Genomic DNA, 17,418 nt, shown 5'->3' with positions numbered 1-17,418 from the left:
CCGTGAGCATACCGACCGATCATCCCTTCGACTTCGATCCGACCTATGGCATGGGCCTCGACGCTCTTTTGGCGATCACCCCACCGGAGGCACCATGCGGTTTCGATGACTTCTGGACCGCCCGTTATGCCCATGCGCAGACAATCGATCCAAAACCCGCGATCAGCGAAAGCGCGCTCGGTCACCCGAAATGGCGGGTGCACGATATCACCTATACCTCGACCGGTGGCTTCACGATCGGCGGCTGGCTGCTTTTGCCGCGGGAGGGGACCATTCGGCGCGGGCTCGTCGTCGGTCACGGCTATGGCGGACGCGATGCGCCGGATTTTGACATTCCCGTCGAAGAAACGGCCGTACTGTTTCCCTGTTTTCGCGGCCTGTCGCGTAGTGCTCACCCTTCGATATCGCCGGATGCGGGCTGGCATGTGCTCAACAAGATCGACAAGCCACAGGACTATGTCATCGGCGGCTGTGTCGAGGACCTTTGGGTGGCAGTCTCCGCTCTGGAAACCTGCTTTCCGCAGGTTAAAGGCCAGATCGGCTATAGCGGCATCAGCTTTGGCGGCGGTATCGGTGCACTCGCCCTGCCTTTCGACGCCCGCATCGACCGCGGCCATCTGGTTGTGCCGACATTCGGCAACAGACCGCTCTGGCTGACGCTTCCGACCATCGGCAGCGCGGCAGCCGTGCAGGCCTATCAGAAGCGGCATCCGGACGTGCTGGAGACGCTGCAATTCTTTGATGCTGCGACGGCGGCATCGCGAATCCGGACGCCCATGCTAACGGCTGTTGCCCTGTTCGACCCGGCTGTCGCACCTCCCTGCCAGTTTTCTATTGCCAACGCTTTGCCGCAGTCAAAATTTAATGAAATCTTCATCCTTGATGCCGGGCATGTCGAGTATGCTGGTGAGGAAGCGCAGCATCAGGCGCACATGGCGAAAGTCGGGCAATTCTTCAGGGCACCATGAACCGGGAATACCACCGCTGGTACAGTCCGCGTCTCCATCGCGACATGGAGCTTCTCGTGTTCGGCCACGCCGGCTCGAAGGTGCTGATGTTTCCGACTCGGGATGGTCGCTTCTGGGAATATGAACAACTCGGCGTGGTCGCGAGCCTGACCGACAAGATCGAAGCCGGCCACCTTCAACTCTACTGCATTGAGGGTCTGGCCAACGAAAGCTTTTACGATGGCCACCGCCATCCCGCCGCCCGCATCCGTCGCCACGCAGCGCTTGAAGACTATATCCTGCACGAGGTTCTGCCGCTGATGGCGCAGAAAAACCCGCATGGCTGCACCATCGTCCAGGGCTGCAGCCTCGGCGCCTTTCAGGCAGCCAGCCTCGTCTTCCGCCATCCCCACCTGTTTCGCAAGCTCGTTGCCTTTTCCGGCCGCTACGACCTGACGATGCAGGTGGAATGCTTCGGCGACTTGTTCCAGGGCTATTACGACGAGGAAATCTATTTCCACACGCCGCTCCATTTCCTGCCCAATCTGAACAGCGACTGGCGGCTGGACCGGTTGCGCGAAATCGATATCGTGCTCACGATCGGCGACGCGGATCCGTTCCTCGACAACAATATCTACCTCACCCGTCTATTGGCAGAACGCGGAGTCCGCCATCAGTTGCACCGCTGGAACGGTCGCGCCCACCGCGGCTCCGCCTGGCGCAAAATGGCGGCGCTGTATATCTGATCCACAAGATTGACCGGCTGTTTGAAGGACTTGCGCCTTCCATTCAGACCCCACTCACCGCTATGGTGCTCCGAATTGGAATAGGAGCCGACATGCGTCCAACTCTCCCCGACCTCATCGACCAGGGCACCGGCCGCGAACCGGCCGACATCGTTCTCAAGGGGGACGCTTCTTTGACCTCGTGACGGGCGACCTCGTGGAAAGCGACATCGCCATCTGCGGCGACCGTATCGTCGGAACGTGCGCCGCCTATGAGGGCCGCACTGAGATCGATATTTCCGGCCAAATCGTCGTGCCGGGCTTCATCGATACGCATCTGCACATCGAATCCTCGCTTGTCACCCCGCATGAATTCGATCGCTGCGTTCTGCCCTATGGCGTCACCACCGTAATCTGCGATCCGCACGAAATCGCCAATGTGCTCGGCACCGAGGGCATCCAGTTCTTCCTCGACAGCGCCCGCGAAACGATCATGGACATCCGGGTTCAATTGTCGTCCTGCGTGCCGGCGACGCATCTGGAGACGTCCGGCGCCTCGCTGCCGATCGAAAAGCTGCTGCCGTTCCGCAACCATGAAAAGGTCATCGGCCTTGCGGAGTTCATGAATTTTCCCGGCGTGATCCACAAGGATCCGATTTGCCTTGCCAAACTGGAAGCCTTTCAGGACGGCCATATAGATGGCCACGCGCCGCTCCTGCGCGGGCTCGATCTCAACGGCTATCTTTCAACCGGCATCCGCACCGACCATGAATGCACGACGGCAGACGAGGCGCTGGAAAAGATCCGCAAGGGCATGCACATCCTCGTGCGCGAAGGCTCGGTCTCCAAGGACCTACACGCGCTGATGCCGATTCTCACCGAGCGTCTCTCGCCGTTCCTTGCGCTCTGCACCGACGACCGCAATCCGCTCGATATCGCCGAAGAGGGTCATCTCGATTACATGATCCGCGAAGCGATCGCCAACGGCGTGGAGCCGCTGGCGGTCTACCGCGCGGCCTCGATCTCGGCTGCCCGCGCCTTCGGCCTGCGCGACCGCGGCCTCGTTGCCCCCGGCTGGCGCGCCGATCTCGTCGTTGTCGACAGCCTCGAAAGCTGTAAGGCGCAGATGGTGTTTTCCGGCGGACGAAGGGTGGATGACGCGCTGTTTGCAACCCGCAAACCGGTGGCCCCCGTTGGCCTCGACAGCGTCAAGGCGGGCCATGTCAATGCCGCCGATTTCGGTGTTCCCTATGCCGAAAACGAAACCTCCGTCATCGGCGTGCTGCCGGGCAAGATCATCACCGAACACCGCCGCTTCCATCTTCCCGCCAAGGGCAACCAGACCGGCGTCGATCTCGGACGAGATATCATCAAGGTCGCCGTCATCGAGCGCCACGGCATCAACGGCAATCATGCCAACGGCTTTGTGCAGGGCTTTGGTCTGAAGAAGGGCGCCATCGCCTCGACCGTCGGCCATGACAGCCACAATATCTGCGTCGTCGGCGTCAACGAGGACGACATGGCGCTCGCGGCCAACCGCCTCGGTCAGATCAAGGGCGGTTTCGTCGTCGTCGAGGACGGCAAGGTCACCGGCGAAATCTCGCTCCCCGTCGCCGGCCTCATGAGCCTTGAGCCTTACGAGAGCGTACGCGACACGCTGCACCACCTGCGCCAAGCTGCCTTCGCCCTTGGCGCAACGCTGCAGGAACCCTTCCTGCAACTCGCCTTCCTGCCGCTGCCGGTCATCCCGCACCTGAAGATATCAGACATGGGACTGGTGGACGTTGATAAGTTCGCGCTGATCGGGTGAATTCCAGGCCGCCGATATCCTATCGCACCATCTCGTCGGATATGTCCCGAAACGCGCTCAAAACGCGGATGACGGTCAGCGCGTTTGGGGTGCACTCATAATAGATGATGTAGTTTCCGACCGGAAAACTTCGGAGGCTTTCATGAAGTTCCGGCCTCGCACGGCCGGCTTCTGGATGATCCGCAAGCATTCGCAGAGTGGCATAAACGCGATCCAGCAGGCGGTCGGCTGCGGCGTCATCATCTCCGGCGATATACCGCCAGATATCGACCAGATCGACTTTTGCTCGTGGTCGATGACGAATATCAAGCGCCATGTGCAGGTTTTGTCAGCGACGAGCGTGCTTCCGATTTAATCGCTTCCATATCGAGGACTTCGGCCTCACCACTCGCGAAACCGTCATCGATCGCGGCTTTCAATTCCTTTAGTTTCAGCGCACGGACCTGTTCGCGCTCCTCCAAGGCGCGCAGACCATCACGCATTATTTCGCTTGCGCTGGAATACCTGCCGCTTGCCAGTAGCTCACGGACAAAGCCCTCGTAGTGGGCACCCAATGTATAGCTGGAGGCCACGCCAATCTCCTCATGTGGATTATATCATAAAATGATATAATCGCCTTGGCGAGATTTCAAGCCACCCGCCCGCAGAACACATCCAGCGCGTCGAGCATGATCTCGCCGCCTTCCATCTCAGGTGCAAAACCCGGCATGGGGACGGTCTCCGCGATCTTCATGGCCTTGGGCAGGCGCACGGTCTGGGGGCCGCGATGCAGGTTGAAGACGAAGAGCAGCTTTTCGCCGGCCTTTTCGCGGGTGAAGGCCAGAATGTCCTCGTTTGTGTCGAGGAAGGTCATGGCTCCGTCGAACAAGGGCCCGTGCGCCTTGCGAAAGGAGAGTGTCTCGCGATAGTGGGCCAGCACCGAATCCGGCAGCTTTTCCTGCATGTCGGCCGCCAGCCCCTGTGCACATCCGGCACCGGCAGCCAGGGTTTTACGGTCGAGAAGCCCGCATTGGGCGCCTTCTTTTCCCAGACCATCGGTGTGCGGCACCCGTCGCGGCCCTTGAAGGCGGGCCAGAAACGGATGCCGTAGGGGTCGCGCAAATCTTCAAAAGCGAGGTCCGCCTCCGGTAGCGCCAGTTCCTCGCCCTGATACAGGCAGATCGATCCGCGCAACGTCGCAAGCACGGATATCGCCAGCTTTGCAACGCGTTCGCGCTCGTCTTCGATCTGGGTGAAGCGCGTGATATGCCTTATGACATCGTGGTTGGAGAACGCCCAGCACACCCAACCATCCGTCACGGCATTGTGGAACGCTGTGACGCAGCGGCGGATATGGGTGGCGGTAAAGTCCGGGCCGAGAAGGTCGAACGTGTAGCACATGTGCAGCTTGTCGCCGCCGCTGGTGTAGGCCGCCACCGTCTTCAGTGAACGCGCGCCATCACCCACCTCGCCCACGGTGGCACGGTCGCCATATTCGTCGAGCAGCGCGCGGAAGCGCTGGAGGAAACCGATATTTTCCGGCTGGGTCTTGTCGTAGAGGTGGTTCTGCATGCCATATGGGTTGACGTCGGGCGCATCGAGGCCGATCGCATCTGGATCGTAGACCAGCGGCGGATTGTCCCGCAGTTCCTTGTCGTGGAAATAGAAGTTTACCGTGTCGAGCCGGAAACCATCGACGCCGCGCTCCAGCCAGAAGCGCACGGTCTCGAGCAGCGCATCCTGCACATCCGGATTGTGGAAGTTGAGGTCCGGCTGCGAGCCGAGGAAATTGTGCATGTAATATTGCTTGCGCACGCCGTCCCATTCCCAGGCCGGACCACCGAAAATCGACATCCAGTTGTTGGGCGCCGTACCATCAGGCTTGGGATCCGCCCAGACATACCAGTCGGCCTTGGGATTGGTGCGGTCCGCGCGGCTTTCTCTAAACCACGGATGCTGGTCGGAGGTGTGGGAAATCACCTGGTCGATGATGATCTTGAGGCCGAGCTTATGCGCCTTCTTCAGCATCTCGTCAAAATCGGCGAGCGTTCCGAACATCGGATCGACGTCGCAATAGTCCGAAACGTCATAGCCCATGTCAGCCATGGGCGAGGTGAAAAAGGGCGAAAGCCAGATCGCATCGACGCCGAGCGCAGCGATATAAGGCAGCCGCTGCGTTACCCCTTTAAGGTCTCCCAGACCATCGCCCTTGGTATCCTGAAACGACCGCGGATAGACCTGATAGATGACCGCACCACGCCACCAGTCGGGGTTCGTCGTCGAGGAATTTTTCATGGGAGGCTCCGGACGTGAAGGGACAGTGCGAACAGATGTAACCGTGGAGAAGCATTGAGTAAACGCCGTGGCGTGTCGTTTGCGGCAATTGACGGCGCTCCGCGCTTGGTTGAAGCTGCCCTATGTCCGCAAAGTCATGCGACCCTGCTGGTCATCGCCATCGCGCCGGCCCTGCTCGATCCTTCCTTCGAGGAGCGACTTGGCGCGCAGCTGGACCGGCTGGAAAACCAGTACCGCCTACACATTCCGGGAAAACGCAAGGCGGACGCCCACGCCGTTCGCGAAACCCCAGTCATCCACTTGCCTTACGCCCTGCTCCACCGTATCTCGGCATTCACGGGACGTTAGCAGGGGGAAAACGCATGGCAGGCAGGATGCTTTCGATCGGCGAGTGCATGGTGGAACTCATGCAGGCCGAGGGTGACCTGTTGCGCAAGGGCTATGCCGGCGACAGCTTCAACACCGCCTATTATGCGCGCCTGTTCCTGCCTTCTGACTGGTCCGTCAATTATTTCACCGCCGTCGGGACCGATACCGTGTCCGACGAGATGCTCGCCTTCATTGAAAGCACCGGTGTCGGAACAAGCCATATCCGCCGTATCGAGGGCCGTGCCCCGGTCTCTACATGATCCACCTGAAGGATGGCGAACGCAGCTTTTCCTATTGGCGCTCGGTCTCTGCCGCAAAGACGCTGGCCGATGATCCGGATCGCCTGCGCGCCGCCATCGAAGCCTCTGACGTCATCGTCTTCTCGGGCATCACGCTGGCGATCCTTGCCCCGGACGCTGTCGAGACCCTGCTGTCGGAACTGCGCCGCGCCAAGGCTTCGGGCAAGACGGTGGTCTTCGATCCGAACATCCGCCCGCGGCTCTGGGACGACAATTCGCGCATGCTGGAAACCATCACCTCGGGCGCCCGCGCCTCTAGCATGGTGATGCCAAGCTTCGATGACGAGTCCACGCATTTCGGTGATGCCGGTATCGAGACGACGATTGCCCGCTATGGCGCACTCGGCGTCGACAACATCGTTGTCAAGGATGGGCCGAACGGGATCACGCTCGCTTTCAAAGGCATGCCCCCGAGCTTCATTCCTGCAACTGTGGTCGAAAAGGTCGTCGATACCACCAGCGCCGGTGACAGCTTCAATGGCGCCTTCCTCGCACACTATGTCGAGCATAAAAATCCTGCAGAGGCCGCGGCCTTTGCAGCCGGCATTGCCGCCGGCGTCATCGGCCATCACGGCGCGCTCGTTGAGCGCGAAAAGCTGCTGCCCACATAACATCCGGACGTCGCGCGAGCTCTCTCCACTCAGTCCTGTTCCTTCCGGAACTCCTTCGGCATACTGTCTCTGGCACAACGGAAGCCAGAAGCAAATCCGCTCGCACGCGACCATCGGAGCCCGTCATGACTTTCTTGAATTCTGCCGTAAAGACAGTCCTTTTTGCAAGCATTGCAACGGGCGCCCTCGCCCTTTCATCCGCAGCGAAGGCCGAAGACAACAGTGGTCTTTGCGACACGCTCGCCGCAAGCAACTACGACCTGAACCGTCCGGCGGGCCTTGCCGGTGTCCCGCTGGGACAAATAGATGTCGCCAAGGCGCTGCCCGCCTGCCGTGATGCCCAGGCCAAGGCCCCCGGCGATGTACGCCTGGCATTCCAGCTCGGCCGGGTGCTCATGCAGGATGGCAAGGAGGCGGAAGCTGCTGTCCTGTTCGAGCAGGCGGCAAAGACGGGTTACACTGCGGCGATGGTCAATCTGGGCGTGGTGCTGGAAGACAAGAAGCCGGACGAGGCCTTCGCCTGGTACGAAAAGGCAGCCCGAATGGGCCACGTGATCGGTGAATACAACCTCGGCATTGCTTATCGGAACGCTATCGGCACGCCGGTGGATGTGACGAAGGCGCTGGAGTGGTTCCAGAAATCCTCCGACCAGGGCGACGCCGCCGCCGCCTACGAAATCGCCGTCATCCATGACGAGGGAAAGCTCGTTCCGGAGAACACTGTGGAAGCCCTGAAGTACTATCGTCTCGCCGTCGATCGCGGCAATCTCGATGCCATGGTCAATCTTGGCTATATGTATGAGAACGGCGAAGGCGTACCGGCGGATACCGAGGCAGCGCTTGCGCTCTATAAGCGCGCCGTAACCCTTGGCGATGCGGAGGCGCAGACGGATGTTACGCGCCTGGAAGCCGTAGTGAAGTGAAGACCGTCAGCGCAAATGAAAGCGGGAGCGCATTACCGCTCCCGTCAATCTCAATAAATCTTGCGCTTCTTGCGGTTTTCGAACGGATTGTCCGAGGCCTTCATATGGATGCGGATCGGCACACCCGGCAGGTCGAAATCGTTGCGCAACCCGTTTGTCAGGTAGCGCATGTAGGACTCCGGCACCGATTCCGGCCGCGTGCAGGAAATCATGAAGCCCGGCGGGCGGGCCTTGACCTGCGTCATGTATTTCAGCTTCAGGCGACGCCCCGATACCGCCGGTGGCGGATGCTGGATCTGCTGGGTCTCCAGCCACTTGTTCAGCTTGGCGGTCGAGATACGGCGGTTCCAGACCTTGTCGGTATCGATGATCGCCTGCATCAGGCGGTCGAGCCCGTAACCGGTCTGACCGGAGATCGGCACGGCACGGATGCCGCGCGCCTGTGGCAGAAGCCGTTCGGTCTTTTCGCGCAGATCAGCCAGAAACGCCTGCGTATTCTCGACCAGATCCCATTTGTTGAAGGCAAGCACCGCAGCGCGGCCTTCGCGCATGATCAGATCGACCAGTTGCAGGTCCTGCTTCTCGAACGGAATGGTCGCGTCGAAGACGATGACAACGGTTTCGGCAAAGCGGATCGAGCGCAGGCTGTCGGCAACGGAGAGCTTTTCCAGCTTTTCCTGCACGCGCGCCTTCTTGCGCATGCCGGCCGTGTCGAACATCTTGATGGTGCGGCCGCGCCAGTCCCATTGGACCGAGATACTGTCGCGGGTAATGCCTGCCTCCGGGCCGGTCAACAGCCGATCTTCACCGAGAAAACGGTTGATCAGCGTCGACTTGCCGGCGTTCGGACGGCCGATGATCGCCACGCGCAACGGCTTGGTGTCGTCATATTCCGGCTCGTAATCGTCATCGACGTCATCGCCCTCGCCGTCGCCGTTGCGAATATCGACATTGGTGGCGGGTTCATCAATTTCCGGCGGAAAGGCGCGATCCTCGCCGATCGCCTCGACGATCGCATCGCGAAGGTCGATCATGCCCTGGCCATGTTCGGCCGAAATCGCCACCGGCTCGCCGAGCCCCAGCGTGAAGGCGTCGTAATAGCCGCCATCGGAGCCCTTGGCTTCGGACTTGTTGGCGACCAGCACCACAGGTTTGCCCCGACGGCGCAGCATTTCGCCAAGCGTCTCGTCGGCCGGCGTCAGCCCGTATTTGGCATCGACCACGAAGAGCGTCAGGTCGGCCTCGTCGATGGCCGCTTCCGTCTGTAGCCACATCCGGCCCTGAAGGGTTTCTGGCCCGGATTGCTCGAGACCGGCGGTATCGATGATGGTGAAGCGCAGATCGACGAGCTTGGCATCGCCCGGCCGTCGGTCACGGGTAACGCCCGGCGTATCGTCGACAAGCGCCAGCTTTTTGCCAACCAGACGGTTGAAAAGCGTGGACTTGCCGACATTGGGACGCCCAACGATGGCGACGGTGAAGTTCATTTCGATATCCTGTCTTCATTCGAGAACGACGCGCATTCGGCTGAACACGCGTCGTTCCAATTTTCTTGTTATAGCATCTTGTCCGGTTCCGGTGATCCCACCTGCTCCCAGTGCGAGATGCTTTAGGACGCCTGTTCAGGCGCCTTTCCGCTTGCAGCAATCAGGTCCAGCAGCATCTGGGCGCGGTTTGCCAGATTGCGCGGGCTCTCGGCATCGTCGGCGATCTGCTGGAACCAGGTCTTGGCTTTCGGCATGTCGCCGGCCTTGTAGGCTGCAAGCCCGAGTACCTCGCGCGCCGAATGGCGCATCGCATCGGCTGGCACGGCCATCTGCTCGACTTCGGCCGAAACCTGCTCGTAGGTGCCGGTATCGACGAGGAGATAGGCAGCGCGCATGCGTGCGGCATCGCGCATCGGCTTTTCGATCTTGGTATCCTTGCCAATGTCGGAGAAGGCCTGGATTGCGGCAGCGGTATCACCCTTCTGCACCTGCAGGGTGGCGGCGCGCATCCGTGCCAGAACCGGATAGGCGCCGTAGCCATCCTTTTCCAGGTTGGTCAGCGCAGCCAGCGCCTCGTCGGTCTTGTTCTCTTTCGCAAGGTTCAGCGCGGCCAGAAACTCATCGCCGGATTCGGACGCGGAGGTCTCGTGCCAGTATTCGTAGCCGACCTTGCCGATCGTGCCGACGACGATGAGAATGGCAATGGCAATGATGACACTGCCGAACCGGGTCCAGACGGCCTTGACCTGTTCCGAGCGGAGCTCTTCGTTGACTTCGCGGATAAAGCTGTCGTCCTGGTTTGCCATTCCTCAGTTCCGGATGCCCGGCCTTCCTTGCAGATATGAATGTGAAAGAACGCGCCTTCTACCGTATTTTGACGCAGTTGTAAGGGGGCGCGCAAATTACCCCATGACGACAGGCGCAACACCGATCACGAGTTCATGAAGCTTCCAGACGATCAGGCCGTAAATGACCAACCCGAGCACGATCGCAATCAGGTCGTAGCGATAGGAAACGAAAGGCGGATAGGTGATTTCGCCCGCACGGAAGCGCCGCTTCATCGAGATGCGCAGGATGACACCCCAGGCAAGGAAGGTCCCGAACAAAAGAACCGAATTGGTCTCGCCATTGCACAGCAGATGCGACAGCGCCCAGATCTTGATGGCGAGAACGGCCGGATGTTTCGTTGCTGTACGGATCTTGCCCGCCGGCAGATAGGCCGCGACCAGACAGATGGTGGCGATCAGCAAAAGCGTGAGCGCAGTGTGAGTGAGGAACTTCGGAGGATTGTAGAGAAGGCCGCTTGTGGCGCGGGACGCATCGAAGCCATAGGCGATCAGACAGAGACCGATCAGGGCCGAGCCGCCATGGATCGCCATCCACAGTCCCTTGCCGCCGCGCGCTATCACCGCGGCACGCACATCCGGCGCAAAACTCTTGACGAGGTGGATACCGAGAAAGATCACGATACCGAGAATGAGAATTGCCATGGTTTGCACCGCCGCCTTTGTTGTTGTTCTCCATCGCATAGCGGTTAGCGAGGGGCATTTCCAGTGCGATCAAAGGATTGCCGCATTCGTGGGTCAGGTCTTGCGGCCCGCAAATTGCCGCAGTCGTTTCCCAGGTCGCCGTCATGTTCCGATTTATAGCCGCCCCCGCCGTCACGCTGGCCGTTCTCATGTCTTCCGCTGCTGAGGCCAACGAAGGCAAGGAACCGCCAACGCGCAAACAGCTTGTCATCGTTTCTTTCGATGGCGCGCATGATAACCGGTTGTGGCAGAAGAGCCTCGACATGGGAAAACGCACAGGCGCACATTTCACCTATTTCCTCTCCTGCACCTTCCTGATGACCAAGGCAGAGGGCGGAAAATCCTATCAGGCAGCGGGACACAAGGCCGGCCGCTCCAATGTCGGCTTTGCTCAGAGCCGCGAGGAGATTGCACAGCGCGTCCACCACATCTGGCAGGCGCATCTCTCAGGCCACGACATCGGCAGCCATGCCTGCGGCCATTTCGACGGCAAGGGCTGGAGCATCAAGGAATGGTCCAGCGAATTTGCTGCGTTCAACGCAGCCCTGCGGGAGGCCTGGAAAGCCGGCGGCATCGAAAACGAACAGCCGGAGGGCTGGACCGATTTCGTCACGTCGGACATCAAGGGATTTCGCGCGCCCTATCTCTCCACCAACGACGGCCTGGTGCCTGCCCTGGAGAAGGCAGGGTTTGTCTATGACGCAAGCCTCGTGACCAAAGGTCCGGCCTGGCCAACCTCGACGGATGGCCTGCCCCGCTTCGGCCTGCCGCTGATCCCTGAGGGACCCCAGCAGCGCCGCGTCATCGGCATGGACTACAATCTCTTCATCCGCCATTCGATGGGCGTCGAAAACCGCAAGAACAGCACCGCCTTCGAGGAGCGCGCACTGTCAGCCTATCGCAATGCGTTCCAAGCCGAATATGAGGGCGCCCGCATTCCGCTGCAGCTCGGCTTTCATTTCGTCGAGATGAACGGCGGCGCCTATTGGCGGGCGCTCGACCGGTTCCTGAGCGAAACCTGCTCGAAACCGGACGTTGCCTGCATCAGCTATGCGCAGGCGCTACCGATGATCGAGGCGCAGAAGAAGGCGGATGGCTCCGCCTTCTGAGGGTTTTGACGGCATCCGGAGATCACGGCTTTGCAGCCTCGATCTCGCCTCCCATATCCTCGCGTTCCAGATAGCGCTGGTCGATGTCAGGCAAAGGCTCGTCGTCGATCGCCGCCTCGAAAGCGCGCAGGCGCTTGTAGATCGAAATCAGCTCGACGATCGTCGTCCAGGAATTAACGAGATACTGGAACGAATCCCGCACCTGTCCAAAAACGTTCTGAATCTGACCCATCACGCCCAGTGTCAGCTTGCCCGCAACAATCGACGGCACCAGCACAAAAGTCCCGTAGAGGTTGTCCGCTTGAAGATAAAATATCCGGGCAACGTTGAAATACATGTAGTGAAAATAGAGGCGGAAATAATTGCGCCGGACGTTGGCGAAGAGTTGGGCCACGGTTATCGGATCGGCGCGGTCCGCATTGTCTTCTCCATAAACGAGTTCCTTGCGATACGCTGCTTCGACGCGCTGATTGCGGAACTCGAGGCCCGGAAGCTTAATCCCGACAAGCGCCAGAAAAAACGTCCCGAACAGCGACCACAGGATGGCCGCCCAGACCAACGCGTGCGGCACTTCCCCGATAAACGGCAACTCGGTTACCTGCGTTGAAAACTTGAACAGGACGGGCAGGAACGCAATCAGCGTCATGATCGAGCTGACGAGACTGACGCCGAGGCTTTCGACCGTTGTCGAAAACCGCATTGTGTCTTCCTGCACACGCTGAGAGGCGCCTTCGATCTTTCGCAGTTTTGGCCAGTTGGCCATGTAGTAGGCGTTCATCGCGGTGCGCCAACGGAAGATGTAGTGGCTAACGAAGAACAGGTTGAGCACGCCGATTGTGATGGCGAGGAAGGCAATTCCAGCGAAACCGGTCATGCCCCAGTAAAGGTCGGGCGCCGTCGGGATTGGCTCCGTCCTTGCCAGAGCGCGCTGGATCATATCGTAGAAAGGGCCATACCATGCATTGATCGCAACGCTGACCTGAACCGAGAAATACGTATTGAAGATGATCAGGCCGGAACCCAGAACCGACCAGTTCTGCCAAGGATGCGGGCTGAACCGGAACCAGAATGCAGAAAAGATCGCCATAGCGACGGCGTAGTAGATGTAGAACCACAGGAACGGCGTCGACACGAAAACCGAAACGCCGATGACCGGCTCCTGCCCCGCCGGGAGCGGCGGTAATCCGATCAGAGCGCCGAGGTCGCTGCCCCCATATACCAGGAGGCGATGACGATGGCGGCCCAGATGATGATTGATGGGAAAAAGAGCCGAGGCGTCGGAAAAAGGATTGAAACAAGACGGGCACTCTCGCTGGTTGGCGTGGCGGGCATACGACCCGCCGGATGCGCCGAAACTAGGGCAAAACATGCGCTGCAACAATCGCGGACTGCTAAAGTTACCGTGATTTAATTCAGCCGCGACCGGGCCCGTCGAGCGCTGCCAGAATGCGTTTCATCTCGATACCCGTTATCAGCGCACAAACCAGCAGCACAACGGCAGCCAGAAGCGTTGGCACGGTAAAGCTGCCGCTGCGCTCGGCAATCCAGCCGGCGACCACAGGTCCGACAATCTGCCCGACACCAAAGGCGGCCGTCATGAAGGCAAGTGCCTTGCGCGGACTTTCCGGCGCGAGCGCCCGACCGATTTGCAGGCCATAGGCGGTGATCATGATGAAGGTCAGTCCGAGAAGAACGCCGCCGACCAGCGGCGCATAGGGCAAGGGAGACAGACAGTGGCGATCAGGCCCGCCGCTTCCACGAGAAGACCGATGAGATAGACACCGACGGCGCCAAATCGCGGGACCGCGAGCCGCCACAGAACCACCGAAACAGCTGCGCTGAGGCCGGTCAGAAGCCAGGCCAGGAACTCGATCGTCTGATCGGCCGCCCCCTGCCTTGCCATGGCCACCAGGAAGGTGGCGGTGATCACATAGCCGAAACCGAACATGCCATAGGTGAGCGTCATGGCGATCAGCGGCCGCGTCCAAACGAGCGGTTTTTCGGGTGCACTCCGGGAGACCGACGCATCCGCTTTCGGCAGAAGCATGGCAACAGCGCAAAGGCCGGCAAATGCGATGAGCGCCCCACCGAACCAGTCGATCCGCCAGGGTGAAGCAAAATCGAGGTGCATGTGGGCGAGAAGCCAGACCATCAGCGAAGACACCGCAATGCCGATGCCGACACCGCCGAAATGGGCCGACTGGACATGCGGATTGCCGGCGCGAAGGCCACGCCCGAGCACGATGCCCGAGAGGAAGATCATCGCGAAGGCACTGGCAAGGCCAGCGAAAAATCGGATGAGCGAAAACAGCGCAACCGAGGAAAAAGCCCCATGGCAAGCAGCAAAAGCGCTGTTGCCGCCAGCGCCGAAAGACCCAACCTTCGCTCCCTGCCCGCCGCCCAGCCATAGCCGGCAAGCACGGCACCGGCGAGATAACCGATGAAATTGGCCGAGGCGATAATCCCCGCATCAGACGGGGATAGACCGAGGTCCGCCATCATTCCGGGCAGGATCGGGGTATAGGAGAAACGGCCGAAGCCCATGGCGACCGCCATGCCGATGCCGCCGGCCAGCGCCGTCGGCAAGAGGTCTGCATCAGGTCTGCCCTTGGCGTTCATCATCGCCGCTTATCGCAGCGCAGCATCCGGGCTTCAAATGACAAAAATTGATCGTTTCAATCAGCGGAAGGAATAGACGATCGTCAATCCGGCAGGGTCACCACCAGCGGCCCGGAACGGGTGGCCACCACCGTATGCTCATACTGAACCGTGGGTGCCCGCGGCTGGCTGTAGAGCGTCCAGGGATCGTCGTCGCCATCCTGCGCGAACTCTGCGCCGAGCGACAAAAATGGCTCGACGGTGAACACCAGACCGTCCGTCATCCGGCGCTTTTCGTGCCTGTCCGGCCAGGTGGCGATCTCGGTCGGTTCCTCATGCAGCGACAGACCAACGCCGTGGCTGGCAAGGTTGGTCACCAGCGTATAGCGGTTCTTGCGGGCAAACGTGCCGATGGCATTGCCGATCGCCGACAAAGGCTGGTCGGCGCGTACCTGCTTCAGCCCAACCCACATCGCCCGCTTTCCATCGCGACAAAGGCGGTCGATGACGGGCTTGACCGGCGGCACGGCGAAGGATGCGCCGGTATCGGCGAACAGACCGTTCTTTTCAGCGGAGACATCGATATTGACGAGGTCGCCGGCAAGGATGACGCGGCTGCCCGGAATGCCGTGGGCGATCTCTTCATTGACGCTGATGCAGGTGGCACCAGGAAACTTGTAAGCCAACTCCGGCGCGGAGCGGGCGCCGGCATCTTCCAGAACCTTGCGGCCGATCGCATCGAGTTCCGCGGTCGTCATGCCCGGTTCGAGCGCCTCGCCCATCACTTTCAGCGCATTGGCGCAGATGCGGCCGATATCCTTCAGCCGCTCCAGATCGTTGTCGTTGTCCAGGGTCATGATCTCTCGCTTTCGACGCCTATTTAAGGCGTCGGGCACCGGCAATCCAGACGGATTTTTGGGAAATCAGGCAGATTCGACCTGTTTTGCCGCATCTTCCGCCAACGCCTTGCGCACCAGGGGCGCAACCTTGGTGCCATAAAGCTCGATGCCGCGCATGATCTGGTCGTGCGACATCAGGCCGATCGCCATCTGCAACAGGAAGCGATCGTTCTTGAACAGCCGTTGATGCCGAATGATTTTTTCAGCCACGGTATCCGGATCGCCCAGGAAGAGGTTGCCATTGGCGCTGCAGGCCTGGTCGAAATGGGCTCGGCTGGTCGGACCCCAGCCGCGCTCGCGGCCGATGCGGTTCATCACCTCCGCCTGCGGTCCGTAAAACTGGTCGGCCGCAGCCTGTGCCGTATCGGCGATAAAACCATGGACGTTGATGCTTGTCTTGAGCTTTTTGCATCCTGCCCCGCCCGCCGGGCCGCCTCGCGGTATAGATCGAACAGCGGCGCGAACCGCGCAGGCTCGCCGCCTATGATCGCCAGCGCGAAGGGCAGCCCCATGGCACCGGCACGGGCGACGGATTGCGGCGTGCCGCCGACGGCGATCCAGATCGGCAATTCGTCCTGCAAAGGCCGCGGATAGACCCCACGACCGCTGATTGGCCGCCGTTTCTCGCCTGCCCAGGTGACGATTTCACTGTCACGGATCGCAAGCAACAGGTCGAGTTTTTCGGTAAAAAGCTGGTCGTAGTCCTCGAGGTCGTAGCCAAAAAGAGGAAAGGATTCGATGAACGATCCGCGGCCGGCCATGATCTCTGCGCGCCCGCCCGAAATCAGGTCAAGCGTCGCAAACTGCTGGAACACCCGCACCGGGTCCTCGGAACTGAGCACTGTGACGGCGCTGGAGAGCCTGATGTTCTTGGTCCGCGCGGCGGCAGCGGCAAGGATGACCGACGGTGCCGAAGCGACATAGTCCGGCCTATGATGTTCGCCCAACCCGAAGACATCGAGACCGACCTGATCGGCGAGTTCGATCTCCTCGATCAAATGCCGAACCCGCTCAGCGCCTTCAGTCCCGCGCCCGCGGGGTGCCTGCGGATGCACGTCGCCGAATGTATAAAGACCGAGTTCCATGGAGTGCCCATCCGTTTTGTAAGTCGCACCATATCTATGAATTTGGCATGGGTTTGACCATAACCTTGCGGGAAACAGTCTGTTTCAACGAGCCGGTGTTTGACCTGAGTTTCAGCCGCTCGGATCGCCTATTCGAATACATCAAGGTTTTGGCCACCATAGAGAATGCGGTCGAAGATAACCGTATCCGTCAGAACATGAAACGCGACAGCAACGCGCCGTTCAAACCCAACCCCACGAAGCCCAGGGAAAAGATCATCACGCCGCGTTCCCCGTTCCGGGAAATCGGCAAAGCCGCGGCAGAATATTTCAATGCGCGTGATGTAGGTGAGAGCCCTGTCGTCACCCGATTGCTCGGCGATATACAAATACAGCCTTTTCAGATCATCACGCGCTTCCGGCGTGAAGACAACCCTATGAGCCACGCTGGTTTGCTTTCAGCCATTCGGCATGAAGTGCCCGGATGCCGCTAAATACCTCGTCAATCGGGATGGCCCGCTGCGGATCGGCAGCGATAGCCAATGCCGCCGGAAGAACATCCTCTCGCAACCAGCGTTCGACCGCTTCATCTCTTTCCTGTAAAGCGCGCAACCCCGCCCGGACAACCTCGCTCGCCGAGCCATAACCGCCTGTTTCCACAAGGTGATCAATATAGCGCGATTGTTCGACTGGCAGGCTGATCGTGCGCTTCTCGGCGGCAGACATGGCGATCTCCAAATTCTGCTTGATAGTATGACAGCTTCATACCACGCA

General features: G+C 60.2%; 13 protein-coding genes and 6 pseudogenes. 7 read left to right on the top strand and 12 right to left on the bottom strand.

Annotated features, from left to right (window positions below):
* Nucleotides 1-2: 2 nt before the first annotated feature.
* The 3 genes and pseudogenes from P6U16_RS18245 (at nucleotide 3) to ade (ending at nucleotide 3,482) form a co-directional block, all read left to right on the top strand.
* The gene (locus P6U16_RS18245; RefSeq protein WP_277701680.1) at nucleotides 3-968 is read left to right on the top strand and encodes an acetylxylan esterase; all 966 of its coding nucleotides are present in this window, start codon (nucleotides 3-5) and stop codon (nucleotides 966-968) included.
* Nucleotides 965-1,693: an alpha/beta hydrolase-fold protein gene (locus P6U16_RS18240; RefSeq protein WP_277701679.1), complete on the top strand. Its 729-nt coding sequence runs from the start codon at nucleotides 965-967 to the stop codon at nucleotides 1,691-1,693. Before P6U16_RS18245 ends, P6U16_RS18240 begins: the two co-directional genes overlap by 4 nt.
* A gap of 92 nt (nucleotides 1,694-1,785) precedes the next feature.
* Nucleotides 1,786-3,482 (top strand): annotated as a pseudogene (ade, locus tag P6U16_RS18235) (adenine deaminase).
* A gap of 19 nt (nucleotides 3,483-3,501) precedes the next feature.
* Here ade and P6U16_RS18230 read toward each other — a convergent pair.
* The 3 genes and pseudogenes from P6U16_RS18230 to P6U16_RS18220 all read right to left on the bottom strand — a co-directional run bounded on the left by P6U16_RS18230 (nucleotide 3,502) and on the right by P6U16_RS18220 (nucleotide 5,756).
* Nucleotides 3,502-3,798 carry a type II toxin-antitoxin system RelE/ParE family toxin gene (locus tag P6U16_RS18230; protein WP_277701678.1) on the bottom strand — a complete coding sequence of 99 codons (297 nt, stop codon included), beginning with the start codon at nucleotides 3,796-3,798 and terminating at the stop codon, nucleotides 3,502-3,504.
* Nucleotides 3,788-4,054 (bottom strand): type II toxin-antitoxin system ParD family antitoxin, encoded by a 267-nt coding sequence (locus P6U16_RS18225; protein ID WP_277701677.1) that lies wholly within the window; start codon nucleotides 4,052-4,054, stop codon nucleotides 3,788-3,790. The genes P6U16_RS18230 and P6U16_RS18225 overlap by 11 nt, the downstream gene beginning before the upstream one ends.
* Nucleotides 4,055-4,110: 56 nt before the next feature.
* Nucleotides 4,111-5,756, bottom strand: a pseudogene (locus tag P6U16_RS18220) (alpha-glucosidase).
* A 54-nt stretch (nucleotides 5,757-5,810) separates the two neighbouring features.
* Here P6U16_RS18220 and P6U16_RS18215 point away from each other — a divergent pair.
* From P6U16_RS18215 to P6U16_RS18205, 3 genes and pseudogenes are all read left to right on the top strand, one after another.
* On the top strand, nucleotides 5,811-6,104 hold the full coding sequence (locus P6U16_RS18215; protein WP_277701676.1) for a hypothetical protein: 294 nt from the start codon (nucleotides 5,811-5,813) through the stop codon (nucleotides 6,102-6,104).
* Nucleotides 6,105-6,118: 14 nt separating this feature from the next.
* Nucleotides 6,119-7,035 (top strand): annotated as a pseudogene (locus P6U16_RS18210) (sugar kinase).
* 125 nt (nucleotides 7,036-7,160) lie between these two features.
* Entirely contained in the window at nucleotides 7,161-7,958 is a 798-nt protein-coding gene (locus tag P6U16_RS18205) for a tetratricopeptide repeat protein (protein ID WP_277701675.1), read from the top strand.
* 50 nt (nucleotides 7,959-8,008) lie between these two features.
* Here the strand turns inward: P6U16_RS18205 and der are convergent, their stop codons facing one another.
* From der to P6U16_RS18190, 3 genes are all read right to left on the bottom strand, one after another.
* Entirely contained in the window at nucleotides 8,009-9,445 is a 1,437-nt protein-coding gene (gene der / locus P6U16_RS18200) for a ribosome biogenesis GTPase Der (protein WP_277701674.1), read from the bottom strand.
* 122 nt (nucleotides 9,446-9,567) lie between these two features.
* Complete coding sequence (locus P6U16_RS18195; protein WP_277701673.1) at nucleotides 9,568-10,251, bottom strand: tetratricopeptide repeat protein; 684 nt, start codon at nucleotides 10,249-10,251, stop codon at nucleotides 9,568-9,570.
* A 96-nt stretch (nucleotides 10,252-10,347) separates the two neighbouring features.
* Nucleotides 10,348-10,935, bottom strand: a complete 588-nt coding sequence (locus tag P6U16_RS18190) for an NnrU family protein (RefSeq protein ID WP_277701672.1) — start codon at nucleotides 10,933-10,935, stop codon at nucleotides 10,348-10,350.
* A 188-nt stretch (nucleotides 10,936-11,123) separates the two neighbouring features.
* Between P6U16_RS18190 and P6U16_RS18185 the strand changes: the two genes are divergently transcribed.
* Nucleotides 11,124-12,083: a polysaccharide deacetylase gene (locus P6U16_RS18185; protein ID WP_277703898.1), complete on the top strand. Its 960-nt coding sequence runs from the start codon at nucleotides 11,124-11,126 to the stop codon at nucleotides 12,081-12,083.
* Between the two features lie 22 nt (nucleotides 12,084-12,105).
* On the opposite strand, the pseudogene sbmA reads toward P6U16_RS18185, so the two are convergent.
* The 6 genes and pseudogenes from sbmA to P6U16_RS18155 form a co-directional block, all read right to left on the bottom strand.
* A pseudogene (gene sbmA, locus P6U16_RS18180) lies at nucleotides 12,106-13,415 on the bottom strand (peptide antibiotic transporter SbmA).
* Nucleotides 13,416-13,495: 80 nt separating this feature from the next.
* Nucleotides 13,496-14,705, bottom strand: a pseudogene (locus P6U16_RS18175) (MFS transporter).
* A gap of 80 nt (nucleotides 14,706-14,785) precedes the next feature.
* Nucleotides 14,786-15,538 (bottom strand): type I methionyl aminopeptidase, encoded by a 753-nt coding sequence (map, locus tag P6U16_RS18170; RefSeq protein WP_277701671.1) that lies wholly within the window; start codon nucleotides 15,536-15,538, stop codon nucleotides 14,786-14,788.
* Nucleotides 15,539-15,604: 66 nt separating this feature from the next.
* Nucleotides 15,605-16,665 (bottom strand): annotated as a pseudogene (locus tag P6U16_RS18165) (LLM class flavin-dependent oxidoreductase).
* 128 nt (nucleotides 16,666-16,793) lie between these two features.
* On the bottom strand, nucleotides 16,794-17,090 hold the full coding sequence (locus tag P6U16_RS18160; protein ID WP_277701670.1) for a type II toxin-antitoxin system RelE/ParE family toxin: 297 nt from the start codon (nucleotides 17,088-17,090) through the stop codon (nucleotides 16,794-16,796).
* A complete protein-coding gene (locus tag P6U16_RS18155) occupies nucleotides 17,080-17,370 on the bottom strand; it encodes a type II toxin-antitoxin system ParD family antitoxin (RefSeq protein WP_277701669.1) in 291 nt (96 codons plus the stop codon). The genes P6U16_RS18160 and P6U16_RS18155 overlap by 11 nt, the downstream gene beginning before the upstream one ends.
* Between the last annotated feature and the right edge of the window lie 48 nt (nucleotides 17,371-17,418).

The sequence above is a fragment of the Rhizobium sp. 32-5/1 genome (assembly GCF_029537235.1).
GTDB lineage: Bacteria > Pseudomonadota > Alphaproteobacteria > Rhizobiales > Rhizobiaceae > Pararhizobium.
Note: the sequence above shows the minus strand (reverse complement) of the source record. Positions and strands in the feature narration are given on the sequence as shown.